The sequence below is a fragment of the Neobacillus sp. DHD-1R genome (genome assembly GCF_057747995.1).
In genome coordinates, this window is the sequence record NZ_CM173232.1 from 1,753,935 (window position 1) to 1,774,153 (window position 20,219).

The 20,219-nt window shown below is 39.7% G+C and carries 21 protein-coding genes; all 21 read left to right on the plus strand.

From position 1 onward, the window contains the following. Nucleotides 1–6 precede the first annotated feature (6 nt). The 21 genes from AC3ANL_RS08440 to lepB all read left to right on the plus strand — a co-directional run bounded on the left by AC3ANL_RS08440 (nt 7) and on the right by lepB (nt 20,215). A complete protein-coding gene (locus AC3ANL_RS08440; protein WP_488328780.1) occupies nt 7–1,671 on the plus strand; it encodes a DAK2 domain-containing protein in 1,665 nt (554 codons plus the stop codon). Between the two features lie 125 nt (nt 1,672–1,796). Continuing rightward, nucleotides 1,797–2,459, plus strand: coding sequence for an L-serine ammonia-lyase, iron-sulfur-dependent subunit beta (gene sdaAB, locus AC3ANL_RS08445; RefSeq protein WP_488328781.1), 663 nt, complete (start codon nt 1,797–1,799; stop codon nt 2,457–2,459). Between the two features lie 24 nt (nt 2,460–2,483). Next, nucleotides 2,484–3,368 carry an L-serine ammonia-lyase, iron-sulfur-dependent, subunit alpha gene (sdaAA, locus tag AC3ANL_RS08450; RefSeq protein WP_488328782.1) on the plus strand — a complete coding sequence of 295 codons (885 nt, stop codon included), beginning with the start codon at nt 2,484–2,486 and terminating at the stop codon, nt 3,366–3,368. Then, nucleotides 3,365–5,413, plus strand: coding sequence for an ATP-dependent DNA helicase RecG (gene recG, locus AC3ANL_RS08455; RefSeq protein WP_488328783.1), 2,049 nt, complete (start codon nt 3,365–3,367; stop codon nt 5,411–5,413). Before sdaAA ends, recG begins: the two co-directional genes overlap by 4 nt. A 188-nt stretch (nt 5,414–5,601) precedes the next feature. Beyond that, nucleotides 5,602–6,168: a transcription factor FapR gene (gene fapR, locus AC3ANL_RS08460; protein WP_488328784.1), complete on the plus strand. Its 567-nt coding sequence runs from the start codon at nt 5,602–5,604 to the stop codon at nt 6,166–6,168. A 15-nt stretch (nt 6,169–6,183) separates the two neighbouring features. Then, nucleotides 6,184–7,188, plus strand: coding sequence for a phosphate acyltransferase PlsX (plsX, locus tag AC3ANL_RS08465; RefSeq protein WP_488328785.1), 1,005 nt, complete (start codon nt 6,184–6,186; stop codon nt 7,186–7,188). A 12-nt stretch (nt 7,189–7,200) separates the two neighbouring features. Beyond that, entirely contained in the window at nt 7,201–8,148 is a 948-nt protein-coding gene (gene fabD / locus AC3ANL_RS08470; protein WP_488328786.1) for an ACP S-malonyltransferase, read from the plus strand. Further along, the gene (gene fabG, locus AC3ANL_RS08475) at nt 8,145–8,888 is read left to right on the plus strand and encodes a 3-oxoacyl-[acyl-carrier-protein] reductase (protein WP_488328787.1); all 744 of its coding nucleotides are present in this window, start codon (nt 8,145–8,147) and stop codon (nt 8,886–8,888) included. Before fabD ends, fabG begins: the two co-directional genes overlap by 4 nt. A gap of 143 nt (nt 8,889–9,031) precedes the next feature. Beyond that, complete coding sequence (acpP, locus tag AC3ANL_RS08480) at nt 9,032–9,265, plus strand: acyl carrier protein (protein ID WP_166237974.1); 234 nt, start codon at nt 9,032–9,034, stop codon at nt 9,263–9,265. Between the two features lie 161 nt (nt 9,266–9,426). Continuing rightward, the gene (rnc, locus tag AC3ANL_RS08485; protein ID WP_488328788.1) at nt 9,427–10,164 is read left to right on the plus strand and encodes a ribonuclease III; all 738 of its coding nucleotides are present in this window, start codon (nt 9,427–9,429) and stop codon (nt 10,162–10,164) included. 54 nt (nt 10,165–10,218) lie between these two features. After that, nucleotides 10,219–13,785, plus strand: a complete 3,567-nt coding sequence (gene smc, locus AC3ANL_RS08490; RefSeq protein ID WP_488328789.1) for a chromosome segregation protein SMC — start codon at nt 10,219–10,221, stop codon at nt 13,783–13,785. 18 nt (nt 13,786–13,803) lie between these two features. Next, nucleotides 13,804–14,790, plus strand: a complete 987-nt coding sequence (gene ftsY / locus AC3ANL_RS08495; RefSeq protein WP_488328790.1) for a signal recognition particle-docking protein FtsY — start codon at nt 13,804–13,806, stop codon at nt 14,788–14,790. A 101-nt stretch (nt 14,791–14,891) separates the two neighbouring features. Beyond that, on the plus strand, nt 14,892–15,224 hold the full coding sequence (locus tag AC3ANL_RS08500) for a putative DNA-binding protein (RefSeq protein ID WP_488329684.1): 333 nt from the start codon (nt 14,892–14,894) through the stop codon (nt 15,222–15,224). A gap of 12 nt (nt 15,225–15,236) precedes the next feature. Then, nucleotides 15,237–16,589, plus strand: coding sequence for a signal recognition particle protein (gene ffh / locus AC3ANL_RS08505; RefSeq protein WP_488328791.1), 1,353 nt, complete (start codon nt 15,237–15,239; stop codon nt 16,587–16,589). Between the two features lie 109 nt (nt 16,590–16,698). After that, nucleotides 16,699–16,971 carry a 30S ribosomal protein S16 gene (rpsP, locus tag AC3ANL_RS08510; protein ID WP_215040762.1) on the plus strand — a complete coding sequence of 91 codons (273 nt, stop codon included), beginning with the start codon at nt 16,699–16,701 and terminating at the stop codon, nt 16,969–16,971. Between the two features lie 12 nt (nt 16,972–16,983). After that, nucleotides 16,984–17,214 carry a KH domain-containing protein gene (locus AC3ANL_RS08515; RefSeq protein WP_488328792.1) on the plus strand — a complete coding sequence of 77 codons (231 nt, stop codon included), beginning with the start codon at nt 16,984–16,986 and terminating at the stop codon, nt 17,212–17,214. Between the two features lie 83 nt (nt 17,215–17,297). Beyond that, the gene (locus AC3ANL_RS08520; RefSeq protein WP_488328793.1) at nt 17,298–17,684 is read left to right on the plus strand and encodes a YlqD family protein; all 387 of its coding nucleotides are present in this window, start codon (nt 17,298–17,300) and stop codon (nt 17,682–17,684) included. Nucleotides 17,685–17,696: 12 nt separating this feature from the next. Continuing rightward, on the plus strand, nt 17,697–18,215 hold the full coding sequence (rimM, locus tag AC3ANL_RS08525) for a ribosome maturation factor RimM (RefSeq protein WP_488328794.1): 519 nt from the start codon (nt 17,697–17,699) through the stop codon (nt 18,213–18,215). Continuing rightward, on the plus strand, nt 18,215–18,973 hold the full coding sequence (trmD, locus tag AC3ANL_RS08530) for a tRNA (guanosine(37)-N1)-methyltransferase TrmD (protein WP_488329685.1): 759 nt from the start codon (nt 18,215–18,217) through the stop codon (nt 18,971–18,973). The genes rimM and trmD overlap by 1 nt, the downstream gene beginning before the upstream one ends. Nucleotides 18,974–19,097: 124 nt before the next feature. Next, on the plus strand, nt 19,098–19,442 hold the full coding sequence (gene rplS, locus AC3ANL_RS08535; protein ID WP_488329686.1) for a 50S ribosomal protein L19: 345 nt from the start codon (nt 19,098–19,100) through the stop codon (nt 19,440–19,442). Between the two features lie 215 nt (nt 19,443–19,657). Continuing rightward, the gene (gene lepB, locus AC3ANL_RS08540) at nt 19,658–20,215 is read left to right on the plus strand and encodes a signal peptidase I (RefSeq protein WP_488328795.1); all 558 of its coding nucleotides are present in this window, start codon (nt 19,658–19,660) and stop codon (nt 20,213–20,215) included. Nucleotides 20,216–20,219: the final 4 nt, after the last annotated feature.

Consider the following 20,219-nt stretch of genomic DNA (forward strand, 5'->3'; position numbering starts at 1 on the left):
AAGTTTGTGTCAATAACAGCATTAGATGGAAAACGTTTTGCCGAGATGGTAATCCAAGGTGCAAATCATTTGGCTGCAAATGCAAAAATGGTTGATGCCTTAAACGTTTTTCCTGTGCCCGACGGTGATACTGGAACAAATATGAATTTATCAATGACCTCTGGGGCTAAGGAAGTAAAAAATAATATCCAGGAACATATTGGTAAAGTTGGAATAGCACTTTCCAAAGGCTTACTTATGGGAGCACGCGGTAATTCAGGGGTTATTCTTTCTCAATTATTCCGTGGTTTTTCTAAGGCAGTTGAAACAAAAACATATATTTCTGGGGAAGATTTTGCTAATGCCTTAGAAGCAGGCGTTGAAACGGCTTATAAAGCAGTCATGAAACCTGTCGAAGGGACTATTTTAACAGTAGCAAAGGATTCAGCCAAAAAAGGCGTTCTCGCTTCCCAACAATCTGATGACATTATTGAAATTATGGAAGAAGTGTTAAAAGAGGCAAAGGCTTCTCTTAAACGGACACCTGACCTGCTTCCTGTTTTAAAGGAAGTTGGCGTTGTGGATAGTGGGGGTCAAGGGCTTGTTTTTGTCTATGAAGGTTTTCTTTCTGTACTTAAAGGAGAAGAGCTGCCAGAAACTTCTGACCTGCTCCCATCCATGTCAGAACTAGTTAGTGCTGAACACCATAAAAGTGTCCAAGGCCACATCAATACAGAAGATATTGTTTACGGCTACTGTACTGAATTTATGGTTCGATTTGAACAGGATAAAGCAGAGTTCAATGAAGGCACATTCAGAAATGATTTAAGTGAATTAGGCGATTCTTTATTGGTGATTGCGGATGAAGATGTGGCAAAGGTGCACATTCACTCTGAGCAGCCTGGAGAAGTTTTGTCCTACGGTCAGCGTTACGGCAATCTGATTAATATGAAAATCGAAAATATGCGGCTTCAGCATACTAATATCGTCGGTGAATCTCATAAAGTTGATGTTTCAACGAAGCCGAAGGAATTGCAAGAGTATGGAATTGTTACCGTTTCTATGGGTTCAGGAATCGCAGATCTATTTAAAAGCATAGGTGCGCATGCGGTCATCGAAGGCGGGCAAACGATGAATCCGAGTACAGAAGATATCGTAAAAGCTGTTAAAGATGTTCATGCTAAGAAGGTCTTTATTTTACCAAACAATAAAAATATCATTATGGCTGCAGAGCAAGCTAAAGATGTCTCGGATGAAGAAATTATTGTCATTCCATCTAAAACGGTTCCACAAGGACTTTCTGCCCTGCTTGCGTTCAACCCGTCAGCAAGTGTTGATGGTAATGAAAACGCTATGAAGGAAGCCTTACAGCATGTTAAAACGGGTCAAATCACTTTTGCTGTCCGCGATACCTCTATTGATGGCCTAGAAATTGAAAAAGATGATTTCATGGGTATTGCTGAAGGTAAAATTGTTGTAAAAAACAAGGACAAAGGAAAAGTGGCAGAGGATCTGTTAACAAAGATGCTCGATGAGGATTCAGAAATCTTAACCATCATTTATGGGGAAGATATAACTGAAGAGGAAGTAAGTAACCTTACTCAATTTGTTGAGGAAAATTTTGAAGATGTGGAAATAGAAATTCATAATGGTGGTCAGCCATTATATTCATTTATCTTTTCAATTGAATAAGGAAGGTCTAAAATAGAAGGGAGGGCTTTTGCCACACCCTTCTTTTTTGAATTTGAGCAGCTAAAAAACTTTTTATAGAATAACTATTATGTATAAATCGATCTACACCAAGGGAGAGAAACCTAATGAAATATAGAAGTGTATTCGATATAATTGGACCTGTCATGATTGGCCCCTCTAGTTCACATACTGCAGGAGCAGCAAGAATAGGTAGAGTTGCCAGAAGTTTATTTGGACGAGAACCTAAATGGGCCAATATATCCCTGTATGGTTCGTTTGCCAAAACCTATAAAGGTCATGGAACCGATGTGGCAATAGTTGGTGGTTTATTAGATTTTGATACAGATGATGTCAGAATCATTGATGCCATTGAAATTGCTAATCAAAAAGGGATGAAGCTTCGATTTATTGAAGAAGATGCCGTTATGGATCATCCGAATACGGCAAGAATAATCATTGGTGATCATAACGGAGAACTTGAACTAGTGGGAATATCCATTGGCGGCGGTAAAATTGAGATTATCGAGTTAAATGGCTTTGAATTAAAGTTATCCGGAAATCATCCCGCCATTCTTGTCGTTCATAATGATCGTTTCGGTGCGATTGCAAGTGTCGCGAATACACTGGCAAAATATGAATTAAATATCGGTCATATGGAGGTTGCCCGTAAAGATATTGGAAAGATGGCGCTCATGACCATTGAAGTGGATCAAAATATTGACGATAAAATTCTAATCGAACTTGAAGAGCTACCAAATATACTAAAAGTTACCAAAATTGTCGATTAATTAAACATCAAGAGGGGGAAGGTCATGTTTCGCAATGTTGCAGAATTAGTTGAACTCGCGATCAGTCAAAATAAAAAGATTTCTGAAATTATGATTGAACAAGAAGTTGCCGTGACAGGTCGTTCAAGAGAAGAAATAATGTCTTTTATGGACAGAAACTTAACAGTTATGGAACAAGCCGTCGAAAAAGGAATTAAGGGTGTAAGGTCCCATTCGGGGTTAACCGGAGGAGACGCGGTTCTTCTTCAAAAGTATATTGAAAAAGGGAATTTTTTAACTGGTGAAACTATTTTGGATGCTGTTAGTAAAGCCGTTGCAACCAATGAAGTAAATGCGGCGATGGGAACTATTTGTGCCACTCCAACAGCAGGGTCAGCAGGCGTTGTTCCAGGAACCCTGTTTGCAGTTCAAAAAAAGCTCAATCCAACAAGGGAACAAATGATTTCGTTTTTGTTTACCGCGGGTGCGTTCGGATTTGTGGTGGCTAATAATGCCTCTATCTCCGGTGCCGCGGGTGGCTGCCAAGCTGAGGTTGGTTCTGCAGCAGGGATGGCTGCCGCTGCGATTGTGGAATTAGCCGGCGGAACACCGCAGCAATGTGCTGATGCGATGGCAATAACATTAAAAAACATGCTTGGTTTAGTTTGTGATCCGGTTGCTGGGCTTGTTGAAGTTCCATGCGTGAAACGAAATGCGATGGGTGCAGCCAATGCCATGGTAGCAGCTGATATGGCTTTGGCAGGAGTTACGAGTCGAATTCCATGTGATGAAGTCATCGACGCCATGTATAAAATCGGTCAATCTATGCCAACAGCACTAAAAGAAACTGCGCAGGGAGGGTTGGCGGCTACACCGACAGGTCGGGAGCTTGAAGCCAAGATTTTCGGTATACCGCTCAAAGAAAAGTGAATTCAAATCTAAACCAATCAGTAACCGTATTGAAGGGTATTGGGGAAGAAACTGCGGAATCTTTTGCGGAAATGAAGATTTTTACGATTCATGATTTATTGGAATACTTTCCTTATCGCTATGAGGACTATTCGCTAAGGGATTTAACCGAAGTAAAACATGAAGAGAAAGTGACAGTAGAAGGGAAGGTTCATAGCGAGCCTTCTCTTGTCTATTATGGCAGGAAAAAATCTAAGCTAACGATCCGGCTATTTGTCGGGGCTTATTTAATAAAAGTAGTTTTCTTTAACCAACCTTATTTAAAAAGTAAAATCACTATAAATGAAACGATCACTGTTACGGGTAAATGGGATGCACATCGTCAAACCATCACAGCAAATGAAATGCACGCGGGTCACAATACAAAAGCAAATGATTTTGAACCTGTTTACTCCTTACGAGGTAAAGTAACAACAAAAGGGATGCGGAAATTTATCCAGCTTGCTTTCCGCCAATATGGGCATTTTATTGAAGAGACTCTGCCAGAATCATTTATTAAGAAATATCGTCTTCTAAACAGACAAGCTGCCATCAAAATCATGCATTTTCCGAACAGCCCCGAAGAAGTGAAACAGGCAAGGCGCCGTTTTGTCTATGAAGAGTTTCTTTTGTTTCAACTAAAAATGCAAGCATTAAGGAAGTTTGAACGAGAGCATTCTCCTGGTATTAAGCAAAAATATGAGTTGCCAAGAATTATGGAATTTATCAATAGTTTGCCCTTTCCGTTGACCAATGCCCAAAAAAGGGTTGTAAATGAGTTATTAGCTGAATTAAAATCACCCTTCCGGATGAATCGGCTTTTACAAGGTGATGTAGGGTCAGGGAAAACCGTGGTTGCGGCAATTGGTTTATTTGCTTCCGTAACAGCAGGGTACCAGGGGGCATTAATGGTACCAACAGAAATTCTCGCTGAGCAGCATGCAGAATCATTAAAAAGCTTACTAGCACCATTTAATGTGAAATGTGAGCTTTTAACAAGTTCCATTAAAGGGAAACGGCGTCGTGAACTCTTGCAAGCGTTAGCGGAGGGACAAATCGATATTTTAATTGGAACACATGCCCTCATCCAAGATGAGGTATCTTTTAAAAGACTCGGCTTTGTGATCACGGATGAGCAGCATCGCTTTGGTGTGGAGCAGCGGAGAGTGTTACGGGAAAAGGGCGAAAATCCAGATGTATTGTTTATGACTGCAACTCCAATTCCAAGAACGCTAGCAATTACTGTATTTGGTGAGATGGATGTTTCGATCATCGATGAAATGCCGGCTGGGAGAAAATCAATTGAAACCTATTGGGCAAAACCTGAAATGCTGGAGCGCGTCCTTGCTTTTGTTGAAAAGGAATTGGTAAAGGGGCACCAGGCATATGTGATCTGTCCCTTAATTGAGGAGTCAGAAAAGCTTGATGTCCAAAATGCGATTGATGTCCATACAACGCTTAGCCACTATTTTCAAAATCGTTATAAAGTAGGTCTTATGCATGGCCGTTTGTCTTCAGAGGAAAAGGATTCAGTCATGAAGGCGTTTAGTATGAATGATGTTCAAGTGCTTGTATCCACAACAGTAGTGGAAGTAGGGGTAAATGTTCCCAATGCAACAATGATGGTTATCTATGATGCCGAACGATTCGGACTTTCACAGCTCCATCAGCTGCGTGGACGAGTAGGCCGTGGAAGTGATCAGTCGTATTGCATTTTACTTGCAAGTCCAAAATCAGAAGTTGGTCAAGAACGAATGAGAATCATGACGGAAACAAATGATGGGTTTGTTCTAAGTGAAAAGGATTTGGAACTTAGAGGGCCTGGGGACTTTTTCGGAAAAAAACAAAGTGGGGTTCCTGAATTTAAAGTCGCGGATATGGTTCACGATTATCGTGCGCTTGAAACGGCTCGAAGTGATGCAGCCATGTTGATTCAGTCGGAAACCTTTTGGTCAGCTCCCGAATATCAATATTTAAGAAATACGCTTGAAGAATCGGGTGTATTAGAAGGGGAAAAGCTGGACTAGCTTTCCATTGCTATCTGAAAAGAAATCGTATTTTTTTGTCTAGGTAATGCGCCCAGTAACTAAGGATCATTTTATTAGAAAACTGGGCTCTTCAGCTTTTCTAATAAAATTAATCTTGCAATCTGTATTTTTAAATTTTATACTACTCTTAGGACCTAGTCATAAGATGTCGGACGGTGTGATTAAACATGAGAAGAAGTAAAAAGGAACGTCAACAATTATTAACGGCCACAATTACAGATAATCCCTTTATTACCGATGAGGACTTAGCGGAAAAATTCCAAGTAAGTGTGCAAACAATTCGTCTTGATCGCTTAGAACTATCAATTCCAGAACTCCGTGAACGGATTAAGACTGTCGCTGAGAAACGGTTCGAAGATGAAGTTCGCTCTTTACCGCTTGACGAAGTCATTGGTGAAATCATTGATATAGAATTAGATCAAAGTGCCATTTCCCTTTTTGATGTAAAACATGAACATGTCTTTAAGCGTAATAATATTGCCCGGGGGCATCATGTATTTGCGCAGGCAAATTCTCTTGCTGTAGCAGTAATAAATGATGAATTGGCCTTAACAGCAAGAGCAAATATTCATTTCAATCGTTCGGTTAAATTGGATGAACGTGTGATTGCCAAAGCGAGAGTCACGAAAATTGATGAACACGTTGGCAGAACGTTTGTAGAAGTGAAAAGTTATGTGAATAATGAATTGGTGTTTACTGGGGAATTTGAAATGTACCGTTCGAAAAATCGATAAAAGGATGAGACAAAAATGAAACTAGCGATCGATGCAATGGGCGGAGATCATGCCCCGAAAGAAATCGTTTTAGGTGCTATAAAAGCTGTTCAGGCTTTTTCTGACATACATATAACACTTGTAGGGGACGAAAGCAAAATTAATGAAACCCTAACAAGCCACGAGAGAATTTCTGTATTACATACAAATGAAGTGATACTAAGTACGGATGAACCAGTAAGAGCAGTTCGACGTAAAAAAAATGCTTCGATGGTTTTAGCGGCCAGTCAGGTAGCAGAAGGGTTAGCAGATGCTTGTATCTCTGCAGGTAACACGGGAGCATTGATGGCTGCCGGCCTTTTTGTGGTCGGAAGAATTGATGGGATTGACAGGCCTGCCTTAGCACCCACCCTTCCCACTATCGGCGGCGAAGGCTTCCTGCTATTAGATGTCGGGGCAAATGCAGACGCAAAACCAGAACATCTCGTCCAATATGCGATGATGGGTTCCATTTATAGCAAAAAAGTAAGAGGCATTGATAAACCGCGAGTAGGCCTTTTAAATATCGGTACGGAAGAAAAGAAAGGGAATGAGCTGACCAAACACGCTTATGACCTTTTGAAAAATACTGATATTAATTTTATTGGAAATGTGGAAGCACGAGATTTGCTTGATGGTGTTGCAGATGTAGTCGTAACCGATGGATTTACGGGCAATATGGTGTTGAAGACGATAGAGGGGACAGCCCTTTCCATGTTTAAAATGTTAAAAACGGCTTTAATGGGAAGTTTTACAAGTAAATTGGCTGCGGCAGTTCTCAAGCCTAATCTAAAGACATTGAAAAACACAATGGATTATTCAGAGTATGGTGGTGCGGCACTATTTGGCTTGAATGCACCGGTTATTAAAGCCCATGGCTCGTCAAATGGACAATCTATCTTTAGTGCGATTAGACAAACGAGAGAAATGGTCAATAATGATGTGGTAGGGTTAATTAAACAAACGGTAGAAGAAACTAATATCGCTAAAATTGAACAATAAAGGAGTGTTGATATGAGTAAAATCGCATTTGTTTTTCCAGGACAAGGCTCACAAACGGTAGGAATGGCTAAGGAATTAGCCGGAAAACACTCCGAGGTAATGGAGTATTTTTCAAAGGCAGATAAAAGGCTAAATGCCCCATTGAGTCATTTAATATTTGAAGGACCAAAGGAAGAATTGACCAAAACCTACAATACCCAGCCTGCTTTATTGACTACAAGTATCGCTATTTTGGACTATTTTCAGCAATCTGGTATCAAAGCTGATTTCGTCGCAGGTCATAGCTTAGGAGAATATACAGCTCTTGTTGCTGCCGGGGTATTATCTTTTGAAGATGGTGTATATGCCGTTAGAAAACGGGGAGAGTTTATGGAGAACGCCGTTCCAAATGGTGAAGGTTCAATGGCCGCTGTACTAGGGCTCGCTCGTGATCCTCTTGCATCGGTAACAAAAGACGTAAGTGAATCTGGCTATCCTGTGTCATTAGCAAATTTAAACTGTCCTGGACAAATTGTTATATCAGGTTCACGAGAAGGGGTTGAATTGGCAGGCACAAAAGCGAAAGAAGCCGGGGCAAAAAGAGTGCTTCCTTTAGATGTTAGCGGTCCTTTTCATTCCACTTTAATGAGACCTGCGGCTGACCAATTGCTTGAAGTTTTAGATGGAATTGAGATGAAAAATGCATCGATCCCTGTTGTGATTAATGTGACCGCAGAACCAGTAAGCTTGGCTTCGGAAATGAAAGATAAATTAATTGAACAACTCTATTCTCCAGTTTTATGGGAAGATTCCGTTCTGAAAATGATCGACCTTGGCGTGGATACATTCATTGAAATTGGTCCGGGGAAAGTGTTGTCAGGTTTGATTAAAAAGATTGATAAAACTGTTAAAACGTATTCGGTATCCGACGAGGAAAGTGCTCATGCAGTAATGGATGCTCTAAAGGAGGAAATGCAATGAATTTAGCAGGGAAAGCCGCCTTAGTCACAGGGGCATCGAGAGGAATTGGCAGGGAGATTGCTCTTGAACTTGCAAGACAAGGAGCAAATGTAGCTGTTAATTTTTCCGGCAGTGAAGCGAAAGCGAATGAAGTTGTTGATGAAATTAAGGCACTTGGCCGAGATGCTTTTACAGTTAAGTGTAACGTGTCAGTGGCAGAAGAAGTCACAGAAATGGTGAAAGCATCAATCGACCGTTTCGGAAAACTTGATATTCTCGTTAATAACGCAGGAATTACGAGGGATAATTTATTAATGAGAATGAAGGAAGAAGAATGGGACGATGTCATTAACATTAACCTAAAAGGCGTTTTTCTTTGCACAAAGGCAGTTACTAGACAAATGATGAAGCAGCGAGTGGGCCGCATTATTAATATTGCCTCTATTGTTGGCGTGAGCGGCAACCCAGGGCAAGCGAACTATGTTGCAGCAAAAGCCGGTGTCATTGGTTTAACAAAAACAACAGCCAAAGAGCTTGCATCAAGAAATATAACGGTTAACGCAATTGCTCCCGGCTTTATTACCACTGATATGACGGATAAACTCTCAGACGATATGAAAGCTGAAATGTTAAAGCAAATACCTTTGGCACGGTTAGGTGAACCAAAAGATATTGCGAAAGTTACGGCGTTTCTAGCATCGGATGACAGTAATTATATGACAGGTCAGACACTTCATATTGATGGCGGAATGGTAATGTAATAAAAATACGAATTCGCCTCAATTTTGAACGCTGGGCGCCTTGGTTGGATAATTCTTAAAATTCTGACCAGAATTATTATTAAAAACGTAGTGTATTATTTTAATGAAATACTCTATAATAGCTTGAGGGGAGGTGAACAAGCATGGCAGAGGTATTAGAACGTGTTACAAAAATCATCGTTGACCGTTTAGGTGTGGATGAATCTCAAGTTAAGCTTGAAGCTTCATTTAAAGATGATCTTGGCGCTGATTCCCTTGACGTAGTTGAACTAGTAATGGAATTAGAAGATGAGTTCGATATGGAGATTTCTGATGATGATGCTGAAAAAATCAACACTGTTGGTGACGCTGTTAATTACATAAATAGCAGTAAGTAATCACGTTAGATTTATTCACAAAGCTCCGTTTTCAAACGGAGCTTTATTCTGTATGATAGAACTTGGCAGCAAAACTTTTGCCAAGTTTCTTTGCGTTTTTATAGAAACTTTTTTAAACTCATAGTAGTGTTAGTAAATTAAATGCAAGGTGGAGAACTTTCATGCGCAAGAATAGTAAGGAAAAAGAATTGAATCGCGCAAAAGAGAATCAATTTAAGGATTTTCAAGATACGATCGGAGTTACGATCGAGAATGAAAAATTATTAAAACAGGCCTTTACTCATTCATCCTATGTGAATGAGCATCGCAGGAAGCCTTTCGAAGATAATGAAAGGCTCGAGTTTTTAGGAGATGCAGTCCTCGAACTAACTGTTTCACAATTCCTTTTTAAAAAATACCCAACTATGACTGAAGGGGAATTGACGAAATTACGTGCTGCCATTGTTTGTGAGCCATCACTTGTAGCTTTTGCCAATGAGCTCGAATTTGGAAAACTAATATTGCTTGGCAAGGGTGAAGAAATGACTGGCGGACGAGAGCGGCCAGCATTACTTGCTGACGTGTTTGAGGCATTTATTGGTGCACTTTATTTGGATCAGGGAATTGAAAAAGTAGTAGACTTCCTTGATCGAGTTGTCTTTCCTAAAATTAATGCTGGTGCTTTTTCTCATGTGATGGATTATAAGAGCCAATTACAAGAACTGATTCAACGTGATGGAACAGGAATGATTGAATACCGTGTCCTTCAAGAAAAAGGTCCTGCCCATAATAAAGAATTTGTATCTCGAGTATCCCTTAATGGTGAAGAACTAGGGATTGGTACGGGAAAATCTAAGAAAGAAGCGGAACAGTTTGCTGCACAAATGGCACTTAATGTATTGAAAGCAAAAACAACCTAGAAATTACAATGTTTGCAGGAGAAATCCCCGTGCAACATAGGGAGGATATAAAGAATGTTTTTAAAACGGTTGGATATTATTGGCTTTAAATCTTTCGCTGAACGAATCGAAGTTGATTTTGTTCCTGGTGTTACAGCAGTTGTGGGTCCAAATGGCAGTGGGAAAAGTAATATTACCGATGCAATCCGCTGGGTTCTAGGGGAGCAGTCTGCTAAGTCTTTAAGAGGCACCAAAATGGAAGATATCATTTTTGCTGGAAGCGATTCAAGAAAAGCCCTTAATTTTGCTGAAGTAACGCTTACATTAGATAATACGGACCAGGGATTAGGGCTCGACTTTAATGAAGTTAGTGTGACTAGAAGAGTAACACGTTCCGGGGATAGTGAATTTCTAATCAACAAACAATCATGCCGGCTCAAGGATATCATTGACCTTTTTATGGACTCCGGCCTTGGCAGAGAAGCATTTTCGATTATCAGCCAAGGAAAAGTGGAAGAAATTTTAAACAGCAAAGCCGAGGAACGCCGAACCATTTTTGAAGAGGCGGCAGGGGTATTAAAATATAAAAATCGGAAGAAAAAAGCGGAAGTTAAATTATATGAAACCCAGGATAATTTAAATCGGGTGAATGATATTTTACATGAGCTTGAAAGCCAAGTGGAGCCTTTGAAAATTCAAGCATCAATGGCTAAAGACTATTTGGAGAAAAAAGGGGAGCTTGAAAAAATAGAGGTTGCCCTTACGGTTTATGAAATTGAAGATTTACATCAGAAATGGGAAAACCTTTCGAAGGAACTTGAACAGCATCAACAGGAAGAATTGAGACTATCCTCTGATCTTCAGGTTAAGGAAGCTAAACTAATTGAAACCAGAGACAAGATTTCGGCGTTAGATGAATCCATTACAGATTTGCAAAATGTGCTTCTTCATGCGAGTGAGGAACTCGAAAAGCTTGAAGGAAGAAAAGAAGTCCTAAAGGAAAGAAAGAAAAATGCTGCTCAAAATAAAGAACAGTTAAAAGCAAATATTATTGAACTAACCGAACGAGTCAGCCAGTTAAAGAAAAATCGTCAAACTCTGGAAGAGTCAGTTAACATACTTCGTGAACAGGTTGTGCTATTACAATCTAAGCTAAGCGAAAGACAAGAAAGACTTCCATTATTCACAGAAAACATGGAAGAAAAAATTGAAGCCTTAAAAAGTGAATATATCGAAATATTAAATGCTCAAGCAGGCGCCAATAATGAAATAAAATATATTGATCAACAGTTGGAGCAGCAGGAGCGAAAAAGTTCACGGCTCGATTCAGAAAATGAAAAATACCTACAAGAACGACAAATTGCACAGACTAAAAAGTTGAACATCCAAGCTGCATTAGAAGAGACTCAAAAGAACCTATCTAATCAGTTGATGGAGTTTCGTGATCAGCAAAGTAAGCTTGAAGGAGTAAAAACGAATTATCAAAAACAAGAAAAGACCTTGTACCAAGCCTACCAACTTCTTCAGCAGGCAAAGTCGAGAAAAGAAATGCTTGAAGAGATGGAAGAAGATTATGCAGGCTTTTTCCAAGGCGTAAAAGAAGTACTAAAGGCTCGTGAACATAAGCTATCGGGAATCGAAGGTGCCGTTGCCGAACTGGTAACCGTTCCAAAGGAGTATGAAACTGCCCTTGAGACAGCATTTGGCGGCGCTCTACAGCATATTGTCGTCGATACCGAGCAAAACGCACGGATGGCCATTCAGTATTTAAAACAAAACTCTTATGGCAGGGCAACTTTTTTACCTTTAAGTGTAATCAAGGGAAGACCACTTTCTTCGGCACAACTGGCTTCCATTCAAAACCATCCATCCTTGATTGGACCAGCCGTCAACCTTGTGAAGTTTGACCCCAAGTACGCAGATGTCATGAGTAACCTGCTTGGGAATGTAGTCATTACAAAAGATCTCAAGGGAGCGAATGAACTAGCCAAAATCCTTCAGTACCGTTGCAGACTTGTGACAGTGGATGGGGATATTGTCAATCCGGGTGGTTCGATGACCGGTGGAGCTTTGAAACAAAAAAACACTTCCCTGTTAACAAGAAAAGGGGAACTTGAAAATTTAAAAGAAAAACTTATCCTGATGGAAGAACAAACCGCTGGTTTAGAAACTGTAGTCAAGACATTAAAAGAGGAAGTCCAAAAGTCGGAGAAACTGCTTGATGAAATTCGACAGAGCGGTGAGGAATTAAGACTTCGGGAACAAACTGTCAAGGGCAACCTTCGCGAAGCCGAGTTGGAAGAAAAGAATATCAACGACCGGTTATCCATTTATGATCTTGATAAAGAGCAATTTACGGATGAAAAGGCCACACTTTTAAACCGAAAGACGGAATTACTTGAGGCAATCGAGAACTACAAGGTAACGATTGCTGAACTGGATGCTCAAATCGTCATCCTAACGGAACAAAAAACAAGTAACCTAACCTCAAGAGAAACCTTGACAACCGAAATCAATGAATTGAAAGTCGAGTTTGCTTCTAAAAATGAACAATTCACCCATGCAAAGGAACGATTTGCACTTCTAAACGAAGATTTAGCAGAAAGCGAGCAAAAGTTGTCTATTTTTACAGAGGATTTAGATCTATTAACATCTGAGATGACAAACAGTTCATCAGGGGAAGTACAGTTAGAAGCTGCAGCAAAAAGAAAACAGCAGGACAAAGAAATGACACTGCAGCTAATTACAGAAAGAAGACAAGAGCGTTTATCCTTGCAGGATTTACTGGAAGATACCGAATTGGAAGCAAATGAACTAAAAAGACTCCATAAGGGTATGATTGTCGTTTTAAAAGATGAGGAAGTTAAAATCAACCGCTTGGATGTAGAACTTGAAAATCGCCTTGCTCAATTACGTGAAGAATATCTATTATCGTTCGATGGGGCAAAGGATCAATACCCATTAACGATCCCAGTTGAAGAAGCAAGGAAAAAGGTCAAACTAATCAAACTCGCGATTGAAGAGCTGGGAAATGTTAATCTTGGTGCTATCGAGGAATATGAACGTGTCTCTGAACGTTATGTGTTCTTAAACGAACAAAAAACAGACCTTCAAGAAGCAAAAGATACCCTTTTCCAGGTCATTGAGGAAATGGATATCGAAATGAAAAGACGTTTTCAACAGACCTTTGAGGGAATTCGCGAACATTTTGAACCGACCTTTCGAACCCTTTTTGGTGGAGGCAGGGCTGATTTAGTCTTAACCGTACCAGAAGATCTTTTGAATACGGGTGTGGAAATTGTAGCCCAGCCACCAGGTAAAAAGCTGCAGAACCTAGGGTTATTATCAGGCGGAGAACGTGCTTTAACCGCCATTGCCTTATTATTTTCTATTTTGAAGGTCCGTCCTGTTCCATTCTGTATCCTGGATGAGGTGGAAGCAGCGTTAGATGAAGCCAATGTTCAACGGTTCAGCCAATATTTAAAACGATATAGTGCAGAAACCCAATTTATTGTGATTACACACCGGAAAGGGACAATGGAAGAAGCGGATGTCCTTTACGGGGTAACTATGCAGGAATCAGGTGTATCAAAACTTGTTTCAGTCCGTTTAGAGGATACAAAGGAATTAGTCGAATTATAATTTAAGGAAGTGAATAAAATGAGCTTTTTTAAAAAGTTAAAAGAAAAAATCTCAAAATCAACAGATTCTGTGACGGAAAAGTTTAAGGAAGGTTTAACAAAGACAAGAGACAATTTTTCTGGCAAAGTTAATGATCTGGTAGCAAGATACCGTAAAGTAGATGAAGACTTTTTTGAAGAATTAGAGGAAATTTTGATTCAGGCCGATGTAGGTTTTGATACAGTTATGCAGCTAATTGATGAGCTTAAGTTGGAAGTAAAGCGCCGAAACATTCAAGACCCGCAGGAAGTGCAAAGTGTGATTTCTGAAAAACTGGTTGAGATATACAATGCCGGTGAAGAACTATCGTCTAAATTAAACATCCAGGAAGATGGTCTAACAGTCATTCTTTTTGTGGGGGTTAATGGAGTGGGTAAAACCACAACCATTGGTAAGCTGGGCTATAAGTTTAAGAGTGAAGGCAAGAAAGTTGTGATGGCAGCAGGTGATACCTTCCGTGCAGGTGCGATTGAACAACTTGAGGTCTGGGGCGAAAGAGTCGGTGTAGATGTGATTAAGCAGGCAGAAGGATCGGACCCAGCAGCCGTCATGTTTGATGCCATTCAGGCGGCTAAATCCCGCCATGCGGATATTCTACTGTGCGATACAGCAGGCCGCTTACAAAACAAAGTCAACTTGATGAAAGAGTTAGAAAAAGTGAAACGTGTAATTGAACGGGAAATACCTGGTGCTCCACATGAAGTCATTTTAGTTCTTGATGCCACTACAGGTCAAAATGCTCTCATTCAGGCGAAAACATTTAAAGAGGTGACAAACGTCAGTGGGATCGTCCTGTCCAAATTAGATGGTACAGCTAAAGGCGGCATTGTGCTTGCAATTCGAAATGAATTAAAAATCCCTGTAAAATTTGTCGGTCTAGGGGAAAAAATGGATGATCTCCAAGAATTTGACGCTGAAAAATATGTTTACGGTCTATTTGCTGACCAAGTTGAAAAAACAGAGTAAGGATGTAAAGATATTTTCTTGACAGGAAATGTCTTACCCTGTAAACTTACTTTTGTAAAGGCTTTTCACTTAACATTCATATTGGAGGGAATTCTGGCATGATGCTTGAAAAGACAACACGAATGAATTATCTTTATGATTTTTACTATTCGTTGTTAACGCCAAAGCAGCAAAGCTATATGTCTCTCTATTATTTAGATGATTACTCACTGGGAGAAATTGCCGAGGAGTATGACGTCAGCCGTCAGGCCGTTTATGATAATATTAAACGGACGGAAGCAATGCTCGAGGAGTATGAGGAAAAGCTGTTATTATTTCAGAAATTTCAAGAGCGTACAAAGCTGATTAGGCAAATGAAAGAATTGCTTAATAAGGATGACATGTCAAAGCAGACACTTTCAGAAATGGTTACTGAGCTTGAGAAACTAGATTAGGAGGCGGCATGAATGGCATTTGAAGGATTAGCCGACCGACTGCAAAATACAATCCAAAAAATCCGTGGAAAAGGGAAAGTTTCTGAAGCGGATGTCAAAGAAATGATGCGTGAAGTACGCCTTGCCCTATTAGAAGCAGACGTTAACTTCAAAGTTGTCAAAGATTTTGTCAAAAAAGTCAGTGAACGTGCCGTCGGGCAAGAAGTTTTGAAAAGTTTAACTCCCGGTCAGCAAATCATTAAAATCGTTAATGAGGAATTGACTGCGTTAATGGGGGGCGAACAAAGCAAGATTGCTATATCCAGCCGCCCACCGACCGTTATTATGATGGTGGGGTTACAGGGTGCCGGTAAAACAACAACAACAGGGAAGCTTTCATTGTTACTTCGTAAGAAGTATAATCGCAAACCCTTACTTGTTGCCGCCGATATTTATCGTCCCGCAGCGATTAAGCAGCTTCAAACTCTTGGTAAACAATTAGACATGCCTGTTTTCTCACTTGGTGATCAAGTGAGCCCGGTTGAGATTGCTAAACAAGCGATTGAAAAAGCAAAAGAAGAGCATCATGATTATGTTCTGATTGATACTGCAGGACGTCTCCACGTCGATGAGGCTTTAATGGGCGAACTTAAAGACATTAAAGAGCTGACGAAACCTGATGAAATCTTCCTTGTTGTTGACGCCATGACAGGGCAGGATGCTGTTAATGTGGCCCAAAGCTTTAATGAACAGCTGGGTTTAACAGGTGTTGTTTTAACAAAGCTTGATGGTGATACAAGGGGTGGTGCAGCACTTTCCATTCGTGCCGTTACACAAACGCCAATTAAATTTATCGGACTCGGCGAGAAGATGGATGCATTGGAGCCTTTTCACCCAGAACGGATGGCATCAAGAATTTTAGGCATGGGTGATGTCCTTACCCTTATCGAAAAAGCCCAAGCAAATGTTGATGAAGAAAAGGCAAAAGAATTAGAACAGAAAATGAGGACAGCAACCTTTACGCTCGATGATTTTTTGGATCAGCTTGGTCAGGTTCGAAACTTAGGCCCGCTGGATGAATTATTAAAAATGATGCCTGGTGCAAATAAAATCAAAGGTTTGAATAATCTTCAAATCGATGAAAAGCAAATAGGCCATGTTGAAGCCATTATCAGGTCAATGACAATGGCAGAAAAAACACATCCAGAAATTTTAAATTCAAACCGTAAAAAACGGATAGCCAAAGGCAGCGGTCGGACCGTTACGGAGGTAAATCGCCTGTTAAAACAGTTTGATGATATGAAAAAGATGATGAAGCAAATGACAGGCATGCAGCAAAAAGGGAAGAAAAAAGGCGGATTTAAATTTCCATTCAACCCGTTTTAAGCTGCTAAAAATTGGTAATACTGCATGTAAAGAAAAAACACTTTACAAACTATAAAAGAATTGATATTATACTATCTTGTGTGAAACTATTCGGAGGTGCTTATTTAAAATGGCAGTTAAAATTCGTTTAAAACGTATGGGAGCAAAGAAAACTCCTTTCTATCGTATTGTTGTAGCAGATTCTCGTTCACCACGTGATGGCCGTTACATTGAAATCGTTGGAACTTACAATCCAGTTGCAGAACCAGCTAAAGTTGATATCAACGAAGAATTAGCTCTTAAATGGTTAAAAGACGGTGCGAAACCATCTGATACAGTTCGTAACCTTTTCTCAAACCAAGGCATCATGGAAAAATTCCATAATGCAAAATTAAACAAGTAATAGCGGGCGATTATGAAACAATTAATCGAAACAATTGTTAAGCCGCTGGTTGATTTTCCAGAAGACGTTCATGTTGATGTCGCGGAAGATGACAATCGCGTAACCTATCAATTATCTGTTAATAAAACAGATATGGGAAAAGTGATTGGTAAACAGGGGCGAGTTGCAAAGGCCATTAGAACTGTTGTATATGCAGCAGGATCATCACAACAAAAGAAAATTTTTCTAGAAATTGGTGAATAGCTTTTTGCATCTAGATTAAAGGGAGGGATTAGTTCCTCCCTTTTTTGCTATACGAAAAGCGGAAGTTGAGGGAGGCTTTTTTGATGCAAATTCTTCAAACTGTTGTGGTTAAACAAATTCTAACGGAAACTAGTAAGGAAAAATTATTCGAACAATATCAGGCCCAGAAGCTGCAGCTTCAAAGGGAATGCAGTCAGCTTCAATTTGAGTTAAAACGCTTGGAAAAAACCAAGAGTTTTTCACCAGGAGCGCTGAAAAATCAATTTGAAAAAGAAATCAGTAAGCGAAGGGAAAAAGAAAAGCTCCTAGAGTTTCAAATCGAACAATTACATATGCTACCATTAGGCAGTGAATTAAAGGAAAAGGAAGTGCAGGCCCTCGTTGATGTTAAGATAGGTGACAAGTGGGACGGGCGGTCTGGGCAGCCAACCATTATTATCAAAGATGGAATAATAGACGATATACGCTAGAGGTGTAAAACTATGGAAAAATGGTTTAATGTCGGAAAAATTGTAAACACACAGGGTATAAAGGGCGAAGTGCGAGTCATATCTAAAACAGATTTTCCAGAGAAACGCTATAAGGCAGGGAATGTATTATATTTGTTTATGCCAAATACAAATACGCCTATCGAGCTCACAGTTAAAAGCCACAGGACCCATAAAAATTTCAATTTACTTACGTTTGAGGGCTATAACAATATTAATGAAGTTGAAAAGTTTAGAGACGGAATTTTGAAAGTTCCCGAATCACAGCTTGAGTCATTAGAAGAAGATGAGTTTTACTACCATGAAATTATAGGCTGTCTTGTTGCTACAACTAAAGGAGAAGAAATTGGGAAAGTAACTGAGATTTTATCCCCTGGGGCCAATGATGTATGGGTCGTTAAAGGTAAAGGTGGTAAAGAAATTTTAATTCCTTACATCCATGATGTGGTCAAAAAAGTGGATGTTAACGAGAAAGTCATCTTAATTGATCCAATGGAAGGGTTGCTTTCATGATGCAGATTGATATTCTGACGTTATTTCCAGAAATGTTTTCTGGGGTACTAAGACAATCCATTTTGCAAAAGGCCGTCGAGAAGTCTGCCGTTCACTATAATGTCGTTAATTTTCGTGATTTTGCCGATAACAAACATTCTACCGTTGATGATTATCCCTATGGCGGAGGAGCTGGCATGGTATTAAAACCGCAGCCCATCTTTGATGCGGTAGCGGCGTTAAAGGAGCAGGCAGAAAGTAAAAGTCCTAGGATCATTTTGCTTTGTCCACAAGGAGAACGGTATGAACAAAAAAAAGCGGAAGAATTAGCTAAAGAAGAACACTTAATCTTCATTTGTGGTCATTATGAGGGCTATGATGAACGAATTAGGGAGCATGTCGTGACAGACGAAATATCGATTGGTGATTATGTCTTAACGGGTGGTGAGTTAGGAGCTATGGTTGTTGTTGATAGTGTAGTCCGTCTCTTGCCAGAAGTATTAGGTAATCAGGAATCGCATCAAAATGATTCGTTTAGTACAGGTCTGCTTGAACACCCGCATTATACAAGACCTGCAGATTTTCGCGGCTTGAAGGTACCGGATGTTCTCATGTCTGGAAATCATAAGCTAATTGAGGAATGGCGTAATAAGGAATCCTTACGTCGAACATTGGATAGAAGGCCTGATCTATTTGAAAAGGTTGAACTGACACCAGAACAGAAAAAATGGTTAAATGAACTAAAAAAGAATAAAAGTATTGTTGAAAGCTCGCAATAAGTATGTTATGATACATCTTGTGACTTGAGCTGATACTTTTCAGAATGTGGTCTTATAACGATGTTCCGCTGCAAGAGGTAAGCATTTGATGTGCAAGAGCATCTGTTGGAAGGAGTTGAAAACGATGCATAAATTAATCGAAGAAATCACAAAAGAACAACTTCGTTCTGATCTTCCTTCGTTCCGTCCTGGTGACACTGTACGTGTACACGTTAAAGTTGTCGAGGGTACTCGTGAACGTATTCAGTTATTCGAAGGTGTAGTGATTAAGCGTCGTGGTGGTGGAATTAGTGAAACTTTTACAGTTCGTAAAGTTTCTTACGGAGTAGGCGTAGAGCGTACTTTCCCAGTACACACACCTAAAATTGCGAAGCTTGAAGTAATTCGTCGCGGTAAAGTTCGCCGTGCTAAGCTTTACTACTTGCGTAACCTTCGCGGTAAAAAAGCAAGAATTAAAGAGATTCGATAATATGAAAAGAAAAGAGCTTGCCTCGAGCAGGCTCTTTTTCTGTACATAACAATTAAAAGAATAGTAAATGATAGTGAACGGATTCAATTGTTGCAAAATGTTAAATATATTATTAAAGTTTCATTAAAATGTTTTGTCCCATCGTGTTAAATATGTTTAAGTTATGTAAAATAGTCTTTATAAAACATTTTTTATTAGTGATTGGTGGGGATTGTATGACAAAAAAGAAAAATGAACTATGGGAATGGACAAAGGCCCTATTGATTGCTGTAGCACTAGCAACAGTCATTCGATATTTTCTGTTTGCTCCAATTGTTGTAGACGGTTTATCCATGATGCCGACATTGAAGGACCAGGACCGGATGATCGTTAATAAATTTAGTTATGATATCGGGGAGCCAAAGCGATTTGATATCATCGTGTTCCATGCTCCGGAAAAAAAGGATTATATAAAGCGTGTCATAGGCCTTCCGGGTGATACCATTGAGTATAAGGATGATACTCTATTTGTGAATGGTAAAGCGTATAAAGAACCTTATTTAGATGAATATAAGAAACAAGTGGAAGACGGTCCATTAACAGGATCATTTACCTTAGAAGAAAAAATTGGCCGTAAAACAGTACCAAAGGGTGAATTGTTTGTTATGGGTGATAACCGCCGTTTCAGTAAAGACTCAAGACATATTGGAACTGTACCAATGAGTAAAGTAATTGGGAAAACGAGCGTTGTTTATTGGCCGATAAGTGATGCTCACATTGTAACGGTGAAATAGAAAT

Excerpts from the sequence above, each read along its gene's own strand:
- ffh (WP_488328791.1), top strand. The coding sequence starts at position 15,237 with ATGGCATTTGAAGGATTAGCCGACCGACTGCAAAATACAATCCAAAAA.
- fabG (WP_488328787.1), top strand. The coding sequence starts at position 8,145 with ATGAATTTAGCAGGGAAAGCCGCCTTAGTCACAGGGGCATCGAGAGGA.
- acpP (WP_166237974.1), top strand. The coding sequence starts at position 9,032 with ATGGCAGAGGTATTAGAACGTGTTACAAAAATCATCGTTGACCGTTTA.
- sdaAB (WP_488328781.1), top strand. The coding sequence starts at position 1,797 with ATGAAATATAGAAGTGTATTCGATATAATTGGACCTGTCATGATTGGC.
- rimM (WP_488328794.1), top strand. The coding sequence starts at position 17,697 with ATGGAAAAATGGTTTAATGTCGGAAAAATTGTAAACACACAGGGTATA.
- rnc (WP_488328788.1), top strand. The coding sequence starts at position 9,427 with ATGCGCAAGAATAGTAAGGAAAAAGAATTGAATCGCGCAAAAGAGAAT.
- rpsP (WP_215040762.1), top strand. The coding sequence starts at position 16,699 with ATGGCAGTTAAAATTCGTTTAAAACGTATGGGAGCAAAGAAAACTCCT.
- lepB (WP_488328795.1), top strand. The coding sequence starts at position 19,658 with ATGACAAAAAAGAAAAATGAACTATGGGAATGGACAAAGGCCCTATTG.
- fabD (WP_488328786.1), top strand. The coding sequence starts at position 7,201 with ATGAGTAAAATCGCATTTGTTTTTCCAGGACAAGGCTCACAAACGGTA.
- AC3ANL_RS08515 (WP_488328792.1), top strand. The coding sequence starts at position 16,984 with ATGAAACAATTAATCGAAACAATTGTTAAGCCGCTGGTTGATTTTCCA.
- AC3ANL_RS08520 (WP_488328793.1), top strand. The coding sequence starts at position 17,298 with ATGCAAATTCTTCAAACTGTTGTGGTTAAACAAATTCTAACGGAAACT.
- smc (WP_488328789.1), top strand. The coding sequence starts at position 10,219 with ATGTTTTTAAAACGGTTGGATATTATTGGCTTTAAATCTTTCGCTGAA.
- trmD (WP_488329685.1), top strand. The coding sequence starts at position 18,215 with ATGCAGATTGATATTCTGACGTTATTTCCAGAAATGTTTTCTGGGGTA.
- fapR (WP_488328784.1), top strand. The coding sequence starts at position 5,602 with ATGAGAAGAAGTAAAAAGGAACGTCAACAATTATTAACGGCCACAATT.
- rplS (WP_488329686.1), top strand. The coding sequence starts at position 19,098 with ATGCATAAATTAATCGAAGAAATCACAAAAGAACAACTTCGTTCTGAT.
- AC3ANL_RS08500 (WP_488329684.1), top strand. The coding sequence starts at position 14,892 with ATGCTTGAAAAGACAACACGAATGAATTATCTTTATGATTTTTACTAT.
- sdaAA (WP_488328782.1), top strand. The coding sequence starts at position 2,484 with ATGTTTCGCAATGTTGCAGAATTAGTTGAACTCGCGATCAGTCAAAAT.
- plsX (WP_488328785.1), top strand. The coding sequence starts at position 6,184 with ATGAAACTAGCGATCGATGCAATGGGCGGAGATCATGCCCCGAAAGAA.
- ftsY (WP_488328790.1), top strand. The coding sequence starts at position 13,804 with ATGAGCTTTTTTAAAAAGTTAAAAGAAAAAATCTCAAAATCAACAGAT.